Consider the following 16,391-nt stretch of genomic DNA (forward strand, 5'->3'; position numbering starts at 1 on the left):
CGAGGTTCTGCGTCGTGCCCGTGGCCACCGCCGCGACCGTCGCCGTCGTGGCCGGCGCGATGATCATCCCCTTGGTCCGGTAGGAACCGGACGACGGCCCCGCCGCCATGTCGCCGGCCGACCAGTACCGCACCGCCGACACGTCGCGGCCAAGCCAGGCGGAGAGGTCCTGCGCCCAGTGCTTGTCCCGGATCGACTGGCCGGTCTCGTCGATCAGGGTCAGCCGCGCGGCCTGGCTCACCATCAGGTCCACGTCCTCGCCCGCGTCGAGCAGGCCGCGCAGGATCGCCGCCGCGTACGGCGTGCCGCTCGCGCCGGTGATGCCGACGAGCCAGGGGCGCCTAGTCATGTGGGGGCCGCCGTCCGCCGGTCCGCGCCGTGATCCGCTCGGCGCACGCGCTCACCTGCGCGCCGATCCGCGCCGCGTTGTCCTCGTGCAGCTCGGTGAAGAACGCCAGCGAGCACACCACCCGCACCACCTGCCCACGCTTGTCGAAGACCGGAGCGGCCACGCCGCTCTGTGCCATGTCGTACTGCTGGATGCTGGTCGAGTAGCCGCGGGTCCGGGTCGCGGCGAGCGCCTCGTGCAGGTCCACCCGGTCCACAATGGTGTGCGGGGTGAACTGCTTGAGCCCCAACCGGTCCACGAGGTCGTCGACGTCCCGGGACGGCGCCCACGCGTGGAAGGCCTGCATGAGCGCGGGCGCGGAGAACGGGAAGCCCTCCCCCACGCCGACCGTGACCCGCACGCCGAGCTGCCGCTCGGCCTTCACGGTCACGACGTAGCCGCCGGCCCCGTCCGGCTCGGCCACGAACACCACGAACCCCAGCCGCCGCGCCAGCTCGTCGATCTCCTGCTGCGCCACGGCGTTCGCCATCGCGTCGGTCACGCCGGTGAGCGTGAGCAGCTTCGGGCCGAGCATCCAGCCGGACCGGTCCCCGTTCGACGTCACCCACCCGGCCCGCTGCAGCGTGGCCAGGATGTTGTAACAGGTGCTCCGGTTCAGCCCGAGCTCACCGATCAGGTCCTTCGGCGCCACCGGCCGCGGCCACTCCGCCGCCAGCCGCTCCAGGATCCGCACCGCCGATGACACCGCGGGCACGTCGCTCGCCACTGCTGTTCCCCCTGTCCGCTCAGCTCGCCCGGGTCACGGCGCGAGCACCTCCGCCCATTTCGTCAGCACCGACTCTAAGTAGTCGGGGTCACCCGTGGACACCTTCGGAAACACCTCGCGCCGCTCGAACGGCCGGCACGCGTCGACGACCGCGCGGCTGTTGTACGGCGGCGCGCCCTCGACCAGCATCGGGTCGAGCTTGCTGCCCCAGGTGCCCGGGACGATGTCGATGTCGCGCGCGGGGTCACAGCGCGTGCACATCGCCCAGACCACCTCGTCCAGGTTGGCCACGTCGACGTCGTCGTCGACGACCACGACGTAGCGGTTCATGTACGCCGCGGCCGGCAGCTGCGCGGCGAGGTGGCCGACCTGCCGCGCGTGCCCGGCGTAGCGGTGCTCGATCGACACCGCGATGAACAGGCGGCCGCCGCCGGCCTCGTGCGCCCACGCGCCGCGCACCCCGGGCACGCCGGAGCCGACGAGTGCATCCTCGATCATCGCGGACTTCATCACCGTGCGCATGTAGGAGTAGTCGTGCGGCGGCTTGCCGGGTGGCGCGCCGAGCAGGATCGGGTCGTCGCGGTGGTACATCCGCGCGATCTCCAGCGCGGGCGCGGGGCGGCGCTTGCCGGAGTAGTAGCCGGTCCACTCGCCGAACGGGCCCTCGTCGCGCATCAGGTCCGGGCGCAGCCACCCCTCGATCGCGACCTCGCTGCCGGCCGGGATCGGCAGGCCGGTGTGCTCGCCGAGCAGGACCGGCAGCCGCTCGCCGAGGATCGCGCCGGCGTACTCCAGCTCGGAGATCCCGGTCGGCACCTCGGTGCCCCCGGTGACGAGCAGCACCGGGTGGTGGCCGAACGACACCGCGACCGGCGCCCTGCCGTGCCGGTCGAACCAGCGCTGGATGTGCTGGGCGCCGTGCTTGCCGGGCACGGCGTTGATCGTGGCCGAGCGGCCCTCGTCGACGACCTCCATCCGGTAGCAGCCGCCGTTGACGTCCTTCGTCTCCGGGTCGGTCGTGATCACGAGGCAGCCGGTGCCGATGTAGCGGCCGCCGTCGCCCGCGTGCCAGCGCGGCACCGGGAGCGAGAGCAGGTCGACGTCCGCCCCCTCGACGACGTTCTCGAGCAGCGGCGACTCGGCGACGGTCTCGGTCGGATAGTCGCGCGCGGTGGCCGCCCACGTCGACGGCTTGCCGCGCAGCGCGGCCACGACCCCGGCGTCGTCGAGATCGTCCCCGAGGCCGAGCGTGAGACCGAGCCGGCGGGCGGAACCCGTGCTGCCGGTGAGCACCCGGCCGCTCGGGTACCCGGCGATGTCGTCGAAGAGCATCGCCTTCGGGTTGGGCCGCTGATAGCTCAGCTCCGCGATCGCGCCGAGCTCGGTGTCCCAGTGCGCGCCGCGCACGTGGCGCAGCTCGCCGAAGCCCTCGACGCGTTCGAGCCACGTGCGCAGGTCGGTCATCGGTCCTCCCCGAGCAGGTGCGCGGCGACCAGGTCGAGTGCCCCCGGCGACTCGAACAGGCTGAGGTGCCGGGCGCCGGCGAACACCCGCAGCTCGGCGCCCGGGATGCCGTCGGCCAGTGCCTCGGCCATCGCCGGCGGGGTGGCGTAGTCGTGCTCGCCGACCACGACCAGCGTGTCCGCCGCGATCGCGGGCAGCAGCGCGGTGCCGTCGAACGCGCCGAGCGCGCGGCAGGCGGCCGCGTGCGCGCGCGAGTCGGTGGCGAGGAACAGGTCCGCGACCCGCTTGGCCTCGGCGGGCTCGCGCTCGAGGAAGTCCGGGGAGAACCAGCGGTCCAGCTGGAGCTCCAGCTGCTTGTCCCGTGGCTTGGCGACCGCATTCTCCGCGCGCTGCGCCCACGCCTGCGCCTTGTCCGGGCCGTAGTCGGCGGTCGTGTCGGCGAGCACGAGGCGGTTCACGAGCTCCGGGCGCCGGCCGGCCAGCGCCACCGCGACGCAGCCGCCCATCGACATGCCGGCCACCGCGTACGGGCCGTCGCCGAGCTCGTCGAGCAGCGCGGCGGCGTCGTCGGCCAGGTCCTCGACCGTGAACGGCGACCCGTCCCATGTGGACTCACCGTGGCCGCGGGCGTCCATCGCGACGACCCGGGCGCGCGGCTCGAGCTTCCCGGTCAGCGGCCGCCACAGCTCGCCGGACATCGCGAGCGAGTGGAGCAACAGGATGGTGGCTGTGTTCATCGTTCGCTCCGCTCCTGCGCTACTCGCCGTTCGTTCCTCACGGCTGCGCTGCTCGTCAGTCCAGACGGCGAACGCTTCGTCGCTCCCGCTCACCGGATCGCCCTCCTCTCCGCGGCCGCGGCGACCGCACGGTGGATCTCCGGGTACGTGCCGCAGCGGCAGATGTTGCCCTCGAGATGGTCGGTGATCTCCTGGCCGGTCGGGTGCGGGTTCTCGCTCAGCAGCTCGCGCGACATCAGCAGGAAGCCCGGGATGCAGTAGCCGCACTGCGCGGCGTTGCAGTCCACGAAGGACGACACGACGTCGTCGTTCTCGTCCAGCCCCTCGGCGGTGGTGAGCTCCGCGCCGTCGTAGCGGACCGCGAGCGCGAGGCAGCTGGACACGCTCGTCCCGCCGGCCAGCACGGTGCACGCACCGCACGCGCCGACGCCGCAGCCCTCGCGGACGCTCGTCGTGCCGGCCGTGTCGCGCAGCACGTCGAGCAGCAGCGTCTCGTCCTCGACGTCCACGAAGTGCCTGACGCCGTTGACGGTCAGGGTGATCCGGTTCATGCGTTCCCCTCGAGTGCGGTGACGATCGACTCGGGTGTCAGTGGCAGCCGCGTGATGCGGACGCCGATCGCGTCGCGGACCGCGTTCGCGACGGCCGGGGCCACGCCGAGGATCCCGGTCTCCCCCACGCCCTTCGCGCCGAACGGGCCGTCGTCGTGCGGGCTCTCCACGATGATCGGGGTGAGCCGGCCGGGCAGGTCGCGGACCGACGGCAGCTGGTAGTCCAGCAGCGTGCCGTTGATCAGCTGGCCCTGGTCGAGCACGAGCTGGTCGAACAGCGCGTGCCCGATGCCCATGATCGCCGCGCCGGTCAGCTGCTGCTCCACCAGCCGCGGGTTGATCGCCTTGCCGACGTCGCCGGCGACCGCGAGGTGCTCGATGCGCACCCGGCCGGTGGCGGTGTCGACCGCGAGCTCGACGCCGACCGCGCCGGCGAACCAGTGCTCGGTCACCTTCGCCGAGCGGCCGGTCTCCTTGTCGTAGGGCACCCACTTCGACGTGTAGTTCGCCTCGGTGGTCAGCGTCGCGCCGCGCGCGCCGAAGTGCCCGAGGATCAGCTCCGTGACCGGCACCACCTGCCCGCCGCCGCGCAGCCCCGCCTCGGTGAGCTCCACATCGGACGCCGGGACGCCGAAGCGATCGGCGGCGAGGCCGATCAGCTTGTCCCGCATGGCCTCCGCGACCCGGCGCACGGCGTTGCCCGTGTGGTAGGTCGACCGGCTGCCCGCGGTGATCGTGTCGTACGGCGTGGCGTCGGTGTCCGCGCGGACCACGTGGATGCGGGTGGAGTCCATCCGCAGCACGTCCGCGGCGACCTGCGCCATGATCGTGTCGCTGCCCTGTCCCATGTCGATGGTCGAGATCAGCAGCGTCGCCGACGCGTCCTGGTTGAACTGCAGCACGGCGTTGGCGATCGTCGGGGTCAGCACGGCCTTCACGCCGACCGCGACGCCACGGCCGCGGCGGATCCGGCCGGTGCCCCGGTCGAGCGGGGAGAACCAGTCGATCGCGTTCGCGACCGCGTCGAGGCAGCCGACGAAGTCCGCGCTGTGCATGCGGGTGCCCATCGGCGCCTCGTCGCCCTCGCGCAGCAGGTGCCGCCGGCGGAACGCGTACGGGTCCTCGCCGAGCTCGTGCGCGAGCTCGTCGATCAGCGACTCGTGCGACCACGTCACCTGCGGCACGCCGAACCCGCGGAACGGGCCGGCGGAGGGCTTGTTCGTGTAGACGCAGCGGGACAGCACCGAGGCGTTCGCGATCCGGTACGGGCCGGGCGCGACCATGCCGGACTTGCCGGTGATGCGCGGGCCGACGTCGGCGTACGCGCCGGTGTCGTAGCGGACGTCGGCGATCGCGGAGACGAGGTTGCCCTCGCCGTCCGCGGTCAGGCTGGACGTGACGGCCGCGCCGTGGCGCGTGGTCAGCAGGAACGCCTCCTCGCGGGAGGCCACGATCCGCACCTTGCGCCCGGTGGTCCAGGCGAGCGCGGCGGCGAGCGGCTCGAGCCGGTCGTACATCTTCGCGCCGAAGCTGCCGCCGAGCGGGCGGGTCGTCACCCGCACCCGGGACAGCGGCAGGCCGAGCAGGTCGGAGATCGTCTGCCGCACGTACGACGGGGTCTGCGTGGTGGTCAGCATCTCCAGCCGGCCCGCGTCGACCCACGCGATCGTGCACGGCAGCTCGATCGGCACGTGGTGGGTCGGCGGCGCCCAGAACTCGCCGGTGACCGTGTGCGCGCCCGCGTCCCGCGCGGCCTGCGCGTCGCCGTGGCGCAGCCGGTAGGTGTAGTTGACGTTGGTGTCCCGCACGCCGTGCAGGTGCCGCAGGTCGCCGAACACCGCGGAGGGCTTCAGCTCCTCGTGCACGAACGCGGTACCGGTGAGCGCGTCGGCCAGGTCGTAGACCGGCGGCAGCTCCTCGTAGTCGACGTAGACCGCGTCGGCGGCGGCCCGCGCGGTCGCGAGGTCGGCGGCGAGCACGGCGGCCACCGGCTCGCCGACGTAACGCACCTTCTCGTACGCGAGCGCGGGCTGGTCGGCGAACGCGGGGCCGGTGAACAGCCGGTCGCCGAGCTGCTTGTGCAGCTCGGCCCCGGTGACCACGGCGTACACGCCGGGCATCGCGAGCGCGTCGGCGGTGTGCACCGCCCCGATCCTGGCGTGCGGCTGGGTGCTGCGGTGCACGGCGACGTGCGCGCCCGCCCCGACCGGCTGGTCGCCGACGTGCGAGACGAGCCCGCGCACCCGGCCGGCCGTGTCGAACCGGGCCCGCCGGCCACCGACCCAGCCTTCCCGCAGCTCAGCCATTCCGGTGCTCCTTCCACGCCGCCCGGACCGCGTCCTCGATCGTCACCCGGGCGAGCGCGCGCTTGTAGGCCACGCCGCCGCGCACGTCCGGGATCGGGTCCAGGGCCGGCTCGGCGGCCTCGAGCGCGGCGTCCACGGCCTGCTGGTCGTCCAGGCCGCGGGCGTCGAACGTCACGTGCCGCGGGGTCGGGGCGACCGCGCCGAGTCCGATGTGGACCTCGTGCCCGGTGACCAGGACCGCGGCCGACGCGCACGGCCAGTCGTTCTCGCCCAGGCTCGAGTTCTTCTCGAACCGGTGGCCCGAGCCGGCCGGCTGCGCGGGGATGCGGATCGCGGACACGAGCTCGTCGGGCTCGAGGGCCGTCTGCTGGAAGCCGGTGAAGAACTCGCGGACCGGGATCTCCCGGGTGCCGCGCACCGACGTGGCCTCGACCGTCGCGCCGAGCACCAGCAGCGCGGTCGGCGGGTCGAGCCGGTAGTCGCCGTGCGCGATGTTGCCGCCGACGCTCGCGGTGTTGCGCACGCGCGGGTTGGCGACGTGGTGGTAGGCCGCGGCGGCCAGCGGCACGGTCGCGCGGACCCGCTCGTCGGTCTCCATCCGGCGCAGGCTCACCATCGGGCCGACGCGCACGCCCTGCGGGCCGGCTTCGATGTCGCGCAGCCCCGGCACGAGTGCCAGGTCGACGAAGTTGTCGGCGTGGAGGATGCCCTGCTTGACGAGGATCTGGATCGCCGTGCCGCCACCGTAGACCATGGCGTTGTCCAAGATGGACAGCAGGTCGACGGCCTCGGCCAGCGTGGTGGGGCGGTGCAGGAACGGCATCAACGCCCCCGCCGGAACACGGCGACGAGCAGCGAGACGAGCGAGACCGCGGTGGCCACGACCGCGAGCCGCTGCGTCGCGACCGCGAGCTCGACGACCGGGTCGCGCTGCCCGGCTGCCGGCGCGGTGGCCGCCGGGCGGGCGCCGGCCAGGCGGCGCAGGGTGCCGCCGCCCGCGGGTTTCGCGGCCGAGTCCATCGCCTCGACCCTGTCCAGCGGCGCGCCGCACGCCGCCGCGAGCGCCTTCGCGAACTCCAGCTCCACCTCGCGGCTGCGCCGCCGGATGATCGGCTCGCCCAGCCGCCCGAGCTTGCCCCACAGGGCCATGTCCATCTCGTAGCCGACGACCGAGCTGTCGCCCGAGCTGTCGCCCTCCCCGTCCGGCCGCACGGTCAGGCGTGCGTCGATCTTGATCGAGCTGCCGAGCCTGCGGTCCTCGCCGGAGAGCACCGCGGCGACCGCCTTGCCGTCGGGCTGGTCGGTGACCGAGGAGATGACGGCGGCGAAGCCGGCGGAGAAGCGGACGTGGGCGATCTCGTTGACGAGCGTGCCGCGGTAGGTCTGCTCGTCCTCGCGGACCAGCCGCTCGCAGCCCGGGATGCAGCCGCGCATGGTCTCCGGATCGAAGAAGAGCGGGAAGACCTTCTCGGGCGCAGCCGGAACGGAGAACTCGGACGCAAGTTTCATTTAGACCGCCATGGGAGACGAACAGTCCTGTCACCGAGACAGTAGGAGTGCCATCACCGAGTGTCAAGCAGGGCTAAGTCGATTCCGGACCAAACTTGACTCGCCTGTTTGCTCCTCCTAGCATCCGCTCCACAGGACAACGAGTGTCGTATAGAGGACCAGGGAGCTTCCCTATGGCCATCCCCCGCCTCCTGACCACCGCAATCGCCGGTGTACTCGTGCTCACCGCCGCCGGCTGCGCCGGCGGGCCCGGTAGCGCCTCCGGCGCCAACAGCGACCCACGAACACTGCGCATCGCGCACAACTCCAACGCGGCCGCCCTGCCCGTGCAGGTGGCGATGGCGGAAGGCCTGTTCGAAAAGCACAACCTCAAGGTGGAGTTCACCAAGGTCGAGAACATCGGCACGCTGCCGGGCACGCTCGGCCGCTCGTTCGACATCGCGCTGTCGGTGCCGACGACCGTGATCGCCGCCGCCCAGCAGGGCATCCCGGTCACCGAGGTGTCCGGCGCGACGATCGACGTGGCGGACAACCCGACCGGCTTCCTCATCGGCTCGAAGAAGTCCGGCGTGACGAGCGTCGGCGACCTCGCCGGCAAGACGCTCGGCGTGCTGACCGAGACCGGCACCACGCACACGGCCACCAAGGCGTGGCTGAAGAAGGAGGGCGTGGACCCGGCGAGCGTCAAGATCGTCCAGGTGGACGGGCCGGCCCAGGCCGACCAGCTCGCGGCCGGGCGGGTCGACGCGGTCGAGACCGTGATGCCGTTCGCCACCAACGTCCTGAAGAACCCCGAGGCGCAGGCGGTCGACCTCGGCGACCCGTACCTGAAGCTCGCGCCCGAGCTGTCGGCCATCCTGTGGATCGCCAAGCAGGACTTCGCCGCGAAGAACCCCGAGGTCCTCAAGGACTTCCGGGCCGCGCTCGACGACGCCCGGCAGTTCATCGCGAAGGACGACCAGAAGGCCCGCGCGGTGCTCAAGCAGTACACCGGCCTGCCGGACACCGCGATCAAGGCGGCCAAGCTGCCGAGCTACACCACCGAGGTCCGCGCGCAGGACCTGAAGATCTGGCTGGCTGCCATGAAGGACGCCGACGGCTTCAAGGGTGACGTCGACCTGGACGCGCTCGTCGCGTCGCAGAGCTGAGGCCGGCCATGGCGGTGTGGGACGAGTTCGTGCCGGCCGGCGAGCTGGACCGGTTGCGGGCCAACGGCTTCGGCGGCGAGGTCGAGCTGGGTGAGCGGCCGTGCCTGCTCGTGATCGACGTGACCCTGTCGTTCCTCGACGACACGCGCTACCCGACCGGCTGCGGGCAGCCGGGCTGGGACCGGCTGCCGGCCGTCGTGTCGCTGCTGGACACCGCCCGGGAGCTCGGCATCCCGCGGGTGCTCACCTGCGGGTCCGCGCCGGACTCGGTGTTCGTCGGCGGCGCGGTGAAGCTCTCCGGCGACCCAGACGTGGCCCGGCTCGTGCACGAGGCCCCGTTCCCGCCGCAGCTCACCCCGCGGCCGGACGAGTACGTGCTCGGCAAGGCGAAGGCGAGCGCGTTCTTCGGCACGCCGCTGCTCGCCTACCTCACCAAGCACCGGATCGACACGCTCGTCGTGGCCGGCACGACCACGTCCGGCTGCGTGCGGGCGACGGTCGTGGACGCCGCGTCCTACGGCTTCCGGGTGCTCGTCGCCGAGGACGCCTGCTTCGACCGGTCCGCGTTCGCGCACGCCGCCAACCTGTTCGACATCCACCTCAAGTACGGGTCCGTCGTGGACAGTGCGGTACTGCGGGACCGCCTGCGCAACAACCAACTGATAGGACAGCCATGACACCCCTCGTGTCAACGCCAGGTGCCGGCCAACCGCACCCAAGGGGAACGGAGCGCAATTCCGGGGAGGCGCAGCAGCCATGATCCTCTGCGAGGACCTCTCGGTCACCCTGCCCGGCGCGGACGGGCCGGTGGACGTCCTGCGCGATGTGCGGCTGTCGGTCGAGAAGGCCGAGTTCGTGTCCGTGCTCGGCACGTCCGGCTCCGGCAAGACCACGCTGCTGCGTGCGCTCGGCGGCCTGCTGCCCGCCACGTCCGGCACGGTCCGCTGCGACGACGCGGTCGTCAGCGGCCCGCCGGAGGGCGTGGTCACCGTGTTCCAGGACTACGCGCACTCGCTGCTGCCGTGGCGGACCGTCCGGCGCAACGTGGCGCTCGGCGTCGAGTCGACGCTGCCGAAGGCCGAACGCGACGAACGGGTCGACGAGGCACTCGCCATGGTCGGCCTGTCCGACCGGGCGAGCGAGTACCCGTGGCGGCTGTCGGGCGGCATGCAGCAGCGCGTGCAGATCGCCCGCGCGCTCGCCATTCGGCCGCGGGTGCTGCTGATGGACGAGCCGTTCGGCGCGCTGGACGCGATGACCAAGGCCTCGCTGCAGGACCAGCTCCAGCAGGTGCAGGAGCTGACCGGCACCACGATCGTGTTCGTGACGCACGACGTCGAGGAGGCGGTGTACCTGTCCGACCGGGTGGTCGTGCTGCGGGGCAGCCCGGCGAGCATCGGGCTGTCGCTGGCGGTCCCGCTGCCGCGGCCGCGCAACCAGATCACCACCAAGGAGCGCGCGGACTACCTGGAGCTGCGGCACGAGGTGTACGAGGCGCTCGGGCACCGGGTGCCGGTCGCGGAGCGCAGCCATGGCTAGCCGGACGTCTCAGCGGGTGAACCTGCTCGGGGCGGCGGTGTTCGTGCTGGCGCTCGCGCTGTGGGAGCTGCTGGTGCGCACGGGGATCGTGTCGTTCTCCTACCTGCCACCACCGTCCGACGTGGCCGCCGGGCTCGGCGAGCTCGTGCGCAACGGCGAGCTGGCCGCCGCGCTCGGCCACACGCTGGCGGCCGCGCTCGCCGGGTGGGCCATCGCGGTGGTCCTCGGCGTCGCGGCCGGCTCCGTGCTGGGGCTCGTCCGTCCCGTGTGGACGTACTCGATGGCGAGCCTCGAGGCGCTGCGGGCGCTGCCGATCGTCGCGTTCGTGCCGGTGGCCGTGCTGCTGTACGGGTTCTCGGTACGCACGGAGGTCATGGTCGCCTGCTACGCGGCGCTGTGGCCGATCCTGCTGAACACGATCAGCGGGATGCGCACCGAGCAGCGGATGGTCGAGTCGGGCGCGGTGCTGCGGCTGTCCCGCGCGGCGGTGCTGTGGAAGATCCGGCTGCCCGCCGCCACGCCGTCCATCGTGGTCGGCACGCGGCTCGGGCTGTCGATCTCGCTGGTGCTGACGCTCGTCGCCGAGATGGTCGGCAACCCGGCCGGGCTGGGGTTCCTGCTCGTCGAGAAGGGGCAGGCGCTGCAACCGGGCCAGATGTTCGCCGCGGTGTTCGTCATCGGCGTCACCGGGATCGTCCTCAACGCACTGGTCATGGCCGCGGCCCGGCTCGCGTTCCGCGGCCAGATGGCATCGTCGGGGGAGGCATCGTGAGGGGCACCCCGGTCCGCGGCCTGCTGCCGCTGGTGGCGCTGCTGGTGATCTGGCAGCTCGCCGGCGACCCGGCCTCGCCGTACTTCCCGCCACCGTCCACCTGGGTCGACGGTGTGCGGCCGCTCGTGGAGAACGACAAGCTGCTCCCGGCGATCGGCCAGACCGCGCTGACGTTCCTCGTGGGACTGCTGATCGCGACGGTGCTGGGCTCGCTCGTCGGCACGCTGGTCGGGGCGAGCCGGCCGGTCGACCGGGCGCTGTCGCCGAGCCTGGAGTTCCTGCGGGCCCTGCCCGCGGCGTCGCTCGTACCGGTGGCCGCGCTGGTGCTCGGCTACACCGCGCAGATGAAGCTCGTCGTCGTGGTGCTGCCGGCGATGTGGCCGATCCTGCTGACCTGCCGCTCCGCGCGGCGCACGCTCTCCCCCGTGCTGCTGGACACCCCACGCACGCTCGGGCTGTCCCGTTGGGACCGGGCCACCAAGATCCTCACGCCGGCGCTGCTGCCCGCGGTGCTGCTCGGGGTGCGGGTCGCGGCGCCGCTGGCACTCATCATCACGCTGCTGGTGGAGATCGTCACCCGGGTGAACGGGCTGGGCGCGGTGCTCGGCGCCGCGCAGCAGAGCTTCCTGTCCGCGCAGGTCTACGGCCTGCTCACGATCGCGGGCGTGCTGGGGTTCGTGGTGAACTGGGTCGTCACGCGCGCGGAGACGGCGGTCAGCCGGCGCATGCGTGGCACGGCATAGGAGCTGGCATGACCGAGGTGCAGACACAGCAGGCGTGGTACCGGTCGCTGGACCGCAAGCAATGGCGCACGCTCGCGGCCGCGAACCTGGGCTGGCTGTTCGACGGCTTCGAGACCTACGCGCTGATCCTCACCGCCGGGGTGGCGCTCAAACAGCTGCACCCGGAGGCGGGCGCGCAGACGCCGTTCTACATCGGACTGACGATCGCGATGACGCTGCTGGGCTGGGGTGTGGGCGGCATCCTCGGCGGCATCGCGGCGGACTACCTCGGCCGGCGCAAGGTGCTCCTGCTCTCGATCACGCTGTACTCCTTGTTCACCGGGCTGTCGGCGGCCGCGTGGAACTGGGAGTCCTTCCTCGTGCTGCGGCTGCTGACCGGCGTCACGCTCGGGTCGGAGTGGGGCACCGGCACCTCGCTGGTCGCGGAGATGTGGCCGGCGCACGCGCGGGCCAAGGCGGCCGGGCTGATGCAGTGCGGGCTCGGGCTGGGCTTCTTCCTGGCGTCCGCGGCGTGGCACTTCATCGCACCGCTCGGGCCGGGCGCGTGGCGGTACATGTTCCTGCTCGGCGTGCTGCCGGCGCTGTTCGCGCTGTGGCTGCGCACCGGGGTGCCGGAGTCGGACCGGTGGACCCGCGTGGCGAAGCGGCGGTCCACGCTGCGGGGGCAGGCGTCGCTGACCGAGGAGGAGCGGTCGTACACCAGGTTCACGCTGCGCCAGATCCTGTCGGACCCCCGGATGCGGCGGCTGACGATCCTCGGCTCGATCATGTCGGCGGTGACCACGTGCGCGTGGTGGGGCATCTCCACGTGGGTGCCGGCGTACGTCGGGAGCATGGCCGCCAAGGACGGCCACAACGCGGAGAGCTACGCGTCCACGGCCGGCATGATCTACAACGTCGGGGCGATCGCCGGGTACATCTCGCTGGGCTTCGCGGCGGACCGGTTCGGCCGCAAGCCGACCGTTTTCACCTACTTCGCGGTGTCGTTGCTGCTGACCCCCGTGCTGTTCCTGTGGACGCACGACCTGACGCTGGTGCTGCTGCTGTGCGCGGTGAACGGGTTCTTCACGCTGGGCCAGTACACGTGGATGCCGGTGTGGCTGCCGGAGTTCTACCCGACCCACCTGCGCGCGACGGGTGCCGCGTTCGTGTTCAACGCGGCCCGGTTCATCGCGTTCCTCGGCCCGCTGCTCGCGGGGTCGATCATCGCCGCACTGGGCGGCTACGGCACGGCGGCGACGGTTGTCGGCCTGATCTACATTGTCGGGATGCTGGTGGTCCCGTTCTGCCCCGAGACGCGGGGCAGGCAACTCCCGGAGTAGCGCATGGATCCCGCGGTTCAGGCCCTGATCGACGCCATCAACTCCGGCGACCGGGCGGCGTTCTTCGCGGCCCTGGCCCCGGACGCCACCATGACCGACGACGGCACGCGGCGAAACCTCGAGGAGTGGGTGGACCGGGAGATCTTCACGGTCAACGGCCACCTGGAGGTCGAGTCGGCCACCGACGACGGCCACTCCCTCGTCGCCCGCTACCGCAACGACACGTGGGGCGAGATGCGCACCACGTGGCAGTTCACGGTGCGGAACGGGAAGGTGGCGCGGTTCGACACCGGCCAGGCGTGACCGCCCGGCCGGTGTCGACGGTTGGACCGGCGGTCAGAAGCGCCCGCGCCGGCTGACCCGGCGGGCGGTACGGCGGCCGGTACGGCGGGCGACGCGGCGTGCACCGAACATGATGGCTCTCCTTCTCGTCAGGACTGCGCGGTGGCCAGGTCCTGCTCGTGCATGTCTCTTGCTTCCTCGGCGCTGAGCAGGCCGATGCCGACCAGGTCGAGCGGGCTGATGAACCCGTCGCCGATGCGGAAGCCGCCGGCCGACATCACGGCGTCGCGCAGCGGGATGGCCCAGCGGTGCTCCAGCAGGATCAGCGCGGCGGCCGTGCCGTCCGGGATCTCCTCCAGAACGTCCCACGCGGTCTCCTCGTTGAAGACCTCGAAGCCCTCCGCCGCGGCCTCGGCGCCCATCTCGGCCCCGGCGAACATGCCTTCCTCGCCTTCGATGCCCAGGCCGATCAGCGCACCGATCTTGCTCCCGAGCTCGACAGCCTCCTCGTCGGAGATGTTGTGCAGGTGCAGCACCTCGATCTCACCCGCGTCGTCCTTGTGCACCGCGAGTGCGTCGATGACGTACACGATGTCACTTTCGCGGAGCCGTTCGAGCTCCGCGACGATCTGCCCGTGGAAGTTCGGCTGCGGAAAGCCCAACACGATCAGCTGAACGGGCCCGATGGTCATGTCCTACTCCTTCTTTCGACTCCCCCGGTCACGCTCACACCGCCCGCCCGGGCCTGCCTCATCCACAACAGGTGACCTCTAGGGTGGCGAGCATGCGGCCGAACAACTGGGGCGGGCAGGACGGGACGTACTGGGCCGCCAACGACCTGCGGTACGACCTGATCCTCGGCCGGCACACGCCACACCTCCTCGCGGCCGGGGACCCGCGGCCCGGCGAGCGCGTGCTCGACGTCGGGTGCGGATGTGGCAACTCGACCCGGCAGGCCGGCCGGCTGGCCGCCGACGTGCTGGGCGTGGACCTCTCCGCGGCCATGCTCGCCAAGGCCCGGCAGCGCACCGCCGAGGCCGGGCTCGCCAACGTGCGCTACGCGCAGGCCGACGCGCAGACCACGCCGTTCGAGCCCGTCGACCTCGTGCTGAGCCAGTTCGGCATCATGTTCTTCGACGACCCCGCCGCGGCGTTCGCCAACCTGCGGCGGGCCGGCCGGCGGCTCGCGTTCCTCTGCTGGCAGGGCCTGGCGGAGAACGAGAACCGCTACGTCATGCGCGACGCGCTCAGCCCGTACGTCGACGTGCCGCCGCCGCGGCCCAACGGCGCGCTCTCGCTGGCCGACCCCGACCGGGTCCGGTCGCTCCTCAGGTCAGCCGGCTTCCGCGACGTGGAGCTGCAGGCCGTCCGCGAACCGGTGAACGTGGGCCACGACGCCGACGACGCGGTCGAGTTCGCGATCCACGAGCCGCTGACCAGCCAGTGGCTGGCCGACGCGGGCCCCGAGCGGGCAGCGGCCGCGACCGAGGCACTGCGGAAGGCGTACGCGGAGCACGAGACCCCGGAGGGCGTCCTGCTGGGCTCGGCCGCCTGGCTGGTCACCGCGAACTAACGGGCCGGACCGCGCCGAGTGCGGGTGCCGGTACGTGGTCACGCGATCGCTCCGGCGACCGTTCGCCGACGGAGTCGTCAGCATAGGAACTTCGGAAGGTGGGTACTTCGTTGTACGAATCGCCACAGAAAGGACGGGCCCTATGCCTATGCTCAGGAAACTCACCGCGCTGGCCGGGACCGCCGCCGCCGCGCGTGCGTATGTCAAGAAGAACCCGGAGAAGGTCAACCAGATGGCCGCGAAGGCCGGCGAGTTCATCGACAAGCGCACCAAGGGCAAGTACCACGGCCAGATCGACAACGCCGTGAGCAGGGTGCACAGCGTCACGAACAAGCAGCGCTGAGCCCAGGAAAGCAGCCGGGGGCCGTCCGGCCGGCGACGATCGGGCGGCCTACGGGCTGACGTCGACGCGCACGTCGTACGGGCTGTCCGGGTCGAGGATCGAGTGCTCGAGCACGCTCGCCCGGTACAGCCGAAGCCGCGCCTCGCCGGTGACCCGCTCCGGCCCCCACTCCCCGATCCCCTGCGCCACCGACGCGCGGTTGAACACCGCCAGCCCGCGCTCGATCGTCGCGGGGTCCGTGACGAGCTCGGCGGTGGCGGTCATGTACACCGCCTGCCCGTTCCCCGGCCGGACCGTCGAGTCGAACACGACCATGCCGATCAGCGGCCGGATCGCGATGTTCTGCGAGTGCCGCGCGTCCGGGGCCGACACCCAGAAGATCTCCCGGGGCTCCTCGTGCGCGAACCACACCGGCGACCCCCAGGGCACGCCGTCCGCGTCCGCGGTCGCGAGCACGGCGTAGGAGTTGGCGTCGAGAACCCTCCGCGCGATGTCGTCGTTCGTCATGTCGCGGGAGCCTATTTCACACCTGGTGCCGCAGGTGGTGATCGTCCTACACTGCCTCGCCCCTACCGGGAGAGGAGATCCCTGTGATCCGGAAGGTCGCCTCCGCCGCGGTTGTCGCGGCGCTCGCGTCGGCCGTGTTGTCCGCGTCGGCCGCCAGCGCGAGCGCGGACCGGCACGACGGCACGACCCACGGCCCCTGCCAGTACACCGCCACCCCCGACGACCCGGCCGTCCGGCCCGTGCCCCTGCCGCCCGATCCGCACCACACGCCGAGCCACGGCACGGTGCATGTGGACGTCAGAACCAACCAGGGCCCGCTGCCGCTGACGCTCGACCGGGAGATCGCGCCCTGCACCGTGCAGAGCTTCATCCACCTCGCGCGGCACAAGTTCTACGACCGGACGACGTGCCACCGGCTGACCACGTACCCGACTCTCGAGGTCCTGCAGTGCGGCGACCCGAGCGGCACCGGCGAGGGCG

Annotated in this window: 20 protein-coding genes; 10 read left to right on the forward strand and 10 right to left on the reverse strand. The window is 72.1% G+C overall.

Annotated elements, in window-relative coordinates:
• The 8 genes from VH969_RS28195 to VH969_RS28230 form a co-directional block, all read right to left on the reverse strand.
• A partial coding sequence (locus tag VH969_RS28195) for a flavoprotein (RefSeq protein ID WP_331979658.1) occupies positions 1-349 on the reverse strand: 349 nt, incomplete at its 3' end.
• Positions 342-1,115, reverse strand: coding sequence for an IclR family transcriptional regulator (locus tag VH969_RS28200; RefSeq protein WP_331979660.1), 774 nt, complete (start codon positions 1,113-1,115; stop codon positions 342-344). The genes VH969_RS28200 and VH969_RS28195, both read right to left, overlap by 8 nt.
• A gap of 33 nt (positions 1,116-1,148) precedes the next feature.
• Positions 1,149-2,579 carry a UbiD family decarboxylase gene (locus tag VH969_RS28205; RefSeq protein WP_331979662.1) on the reverse strand — a complete coding sequence of 477 codons (1,431 nt, stop codon included), beginning with the start codon at positions 2,577-2,579 and terminating at the stop codon, positions 1,149-1,151.
• The gene (locus VH969_RS28210) at positions 2,576-3,316 is read right to left on the reverse strand and encodes an alpha/beta fold hydrolase (RefSeq protein ID WP_331979665.1); all 741 of its coding nucleotides are present in this window, start codon (positions 3,314-3,316) and stop codon (positions 2,576-2,578) included. The genes VH969_RS28205 and VH969_RS28210 overlap by 4 nt, the downstream gene beginning before the upstream one ends.
• Before the next feature lie 89 nt (positions 3,317-3,405).
• A complete protein-coding gene (locus tag VH969_RS28215) occupies positions 3,406-3,867 on the reverse strand; it encodes a (2Fe-2S)-binding protein (protein ID WP_331979667.1) in 462 nt (153 codons plus the stop codon).
• On the reverse strand, positions 3,864-6,173 hold the full coding sequence (locus tag VH969_RS28220; protein WP_331979669.1) for a xanthine dehydrogenase family protein molybdopterin-binding subunit: 2,310 nt from the start codon (positions 6,171-6,173) through the stop codon (positions 3,864-3,866). Before VH969_RS28220 ends, VH969_RS28215 begins: the two co-directional genes overlap by 4 nt.
• Complete coding sequence (locus VH969_RS28225; RefSeq protein WP_331979672.1) at positions 6,166-6,996, reverse strand: FAD binding domain-containing protein; 831 nt, start codon at positions 6,994-6,996, stop codon at positions 6,166-6,168. Before VH969_RS28225 ends, VH969_RS28220 begins: the two co-directional genes overlap by 8 nt.
• A complete protein-coding gene (locus VH969_RS28230; RefSeq protein WP_331979674.1) occupies positions 6,996-7,682 on the reverse strand; it encodes an SRPBCC family protein in 687 nt (228 codons plus the stop codon). Before VH969_RS28230 ends, VH969_RS28225 begins: the two co-directional genes overlap by 1 nt.
• A gap of 173 nt (positions 7,683-7,855) precedes the next feature.
• Between VH969_RS28230 and VH969_RS28235 the strand changes: the two genes are divergently transcribed.
• The 7 genes from VH969_RS28235 (at position 7,856) to VH969_RS28265 (ending at position 13,509) form a co-directional block, all read left to right on the forward strand.
• Positions 7,856-8,830, forward strand: a complete 975-nt coding sequence (locus VH969_RS28235) for an ABC transporter substrate-binding protein (protein WP_331979676.1) — start codon at positions 7,856-7,858, stop codon at positions 8,828-8,830.
• An 8-nt stretch (positions 8,831-8,838) separates the two neighbouring features.
• Positions 8,839-9,507 carry an isochorismatase family protein gene (locus VH969_RS28240; RefSeq protein WP_331979678.1) on the forward strand — a complete coding sequence of 223 codons (669 nt, stop codon included), beginning with the start codon at positions 8,839-8,841 and terminating at the stop codon, positions 9,505-9,507.
• A gap of 79 nt (positions 9,508-9,586) precedes the next feature.
• Positions 9,587-10,369 carry an ABC transporter ATP-binding protein gene (locus VH969_RS28245; RefSeq protein WP_331979680.1) on the forward strand — a complete coding sequence of 261 codons (783 nt, stop codon included), beginning with the start codon at positions 9,587-9,589 and terminating at the stop codon, positions 10,367-10,369.
• Positions 10,362-11,141: an ABC transporter permease gene (locus VH969_RS28250; RefSeq protein WP_331979682.1), complete on the forward strand. Its 780-nt coding sequence runs from the start codon at positions 10,362-10,364 to the stop codon at positions 11,139-11,141. The genes VH969_RS28245 and VH969_RS28250 overlap by 8 nt, the downstream gene beginning before the upstream one ends.
• Positions 11,138-11,884 (forward strand): ABC transporter permease, encoded by a 747-nt coding sequence (locus VH969_RS28255; RefSeq protein ID WP_331979684.1) that lies wholly within the window; start codon positions 11,138-11,140, stop codon positions 11,882-11,884. The genes VH969_RS28250 and VH969_RS28255 overlap by 4 nt, the downstream gene beginning before the upstream one ends.
• An 8-nt stretch (positions 11,885-11,892) precedes the next feature.
• Positions 11,893-13,206 carry an MFS transporter gene (locus VH969_RS28260; protein WP_331979686.1) on the forward strand — a complete coding sequence of 438 codons (1,314 nt, stop codon included), beginning with the start codon at positions 11,893-11,895 and terminating at the stop codon, positions 13,204-13,206.
• Between the two features lie 3 nt (positions 13,207-13,209).
• Positions 13,210-13,509 carry a nuclear transport factor 2 family protein gene (locus VH969_RS28265; RefSeq protein ID WP_331979688.1) on the forward strand — a complete coding sequence of 100 codons (300 nt, stop codon included), beginning with the start codon at positions 13,210-13,212 and terminating at the stop codon, positions 13,507-13,509.
• Positions 13,510-13,637: 128 nt separating this feature from the next.
• On the opposite strand, the gene VH969_RS28270 is transcribed toward VH969_RS28265, so the two are convergent.
• Positions 13,638-14,180: a hypothetical protein gene (locus VH969_RS28270; RefSeq protein ID WP_331979690.1), complete on the reverse strand. Its 543-nt coding sequence runs from the start codon at positions 14,178-14,180 to the stop codon at positions 13,638-13,640.
• A 92-nt stretch (positions 14,181-14,272) separates the two neighbouring features.
• Here VH969_RS28270 and VH969_RS28275 point away from each other — a divergent pair, with 92 nt between their 5' ends.
• Together VH969_RS28275 and VH969_RS28280 are read left to right on the forward strand one after the other, a co-directional pair.
• A complete protein-coding gene (locus VH969_RS28275; protein ID WP_331979692.1) occupies positions 14,273-15,061 on the forward strand; it encodes a class I SAM-dependent methyltransferase in 789 nt (262 codons plus the stop codon).
• 142 nt (positions 15,062-15,203) lie between these two features.
• Positions 15,204-15,404 (forward strand): antitoxin, encoded by a 201-nt coding sequence (locus VH969_RS28280; RefSeq protein WP_331979694.1) that lies wholly within the window; start codon positions 15,204-15,206, stop codon positions 15,402-15,404.
• A 48-nt stretch (positions 15,405-15,452) separates the two neighbouring features.
• Here the strand turns inward: VH969_RS28280 and VH969_RS28285 are convergent, their stop codons facing one another.
• Positions 15,453-15,911: a pyridoxamine 5'-phosphate oxidase family protein gene (locus tag VH969_RS28285; protein WP_331979696.1), complete on the reverse strand. Its 459-nt coding sequence runs from the start codon at positions 15,909-15,911 to the stop codon at positions 15,453-15,455.
• Positions 15,912-16,045: 134 nt separating this feature from the next.
• Between VH969_RS28285 and VH969_RS28290 the strand changes: the two genes are divergently transcribed.
• The coding region (locus VH969_RS28290; protein ID WP_414638630.1) for a peptidylprolyl isomerase at positions 16,046-16,391 on the forward strand (346 nt) is incomplete at its 3' end.

The sequence above is a fragment of the Actinophytocola sp. genome (assembly GCF_036555685.1).
In the GTDB taxonomy this organism is placed as follows: Bacteria; Actinomycetota; Actinomycetes; order Mycobacteriales; family Pseudonocardiaceae; genus Actinophytocola.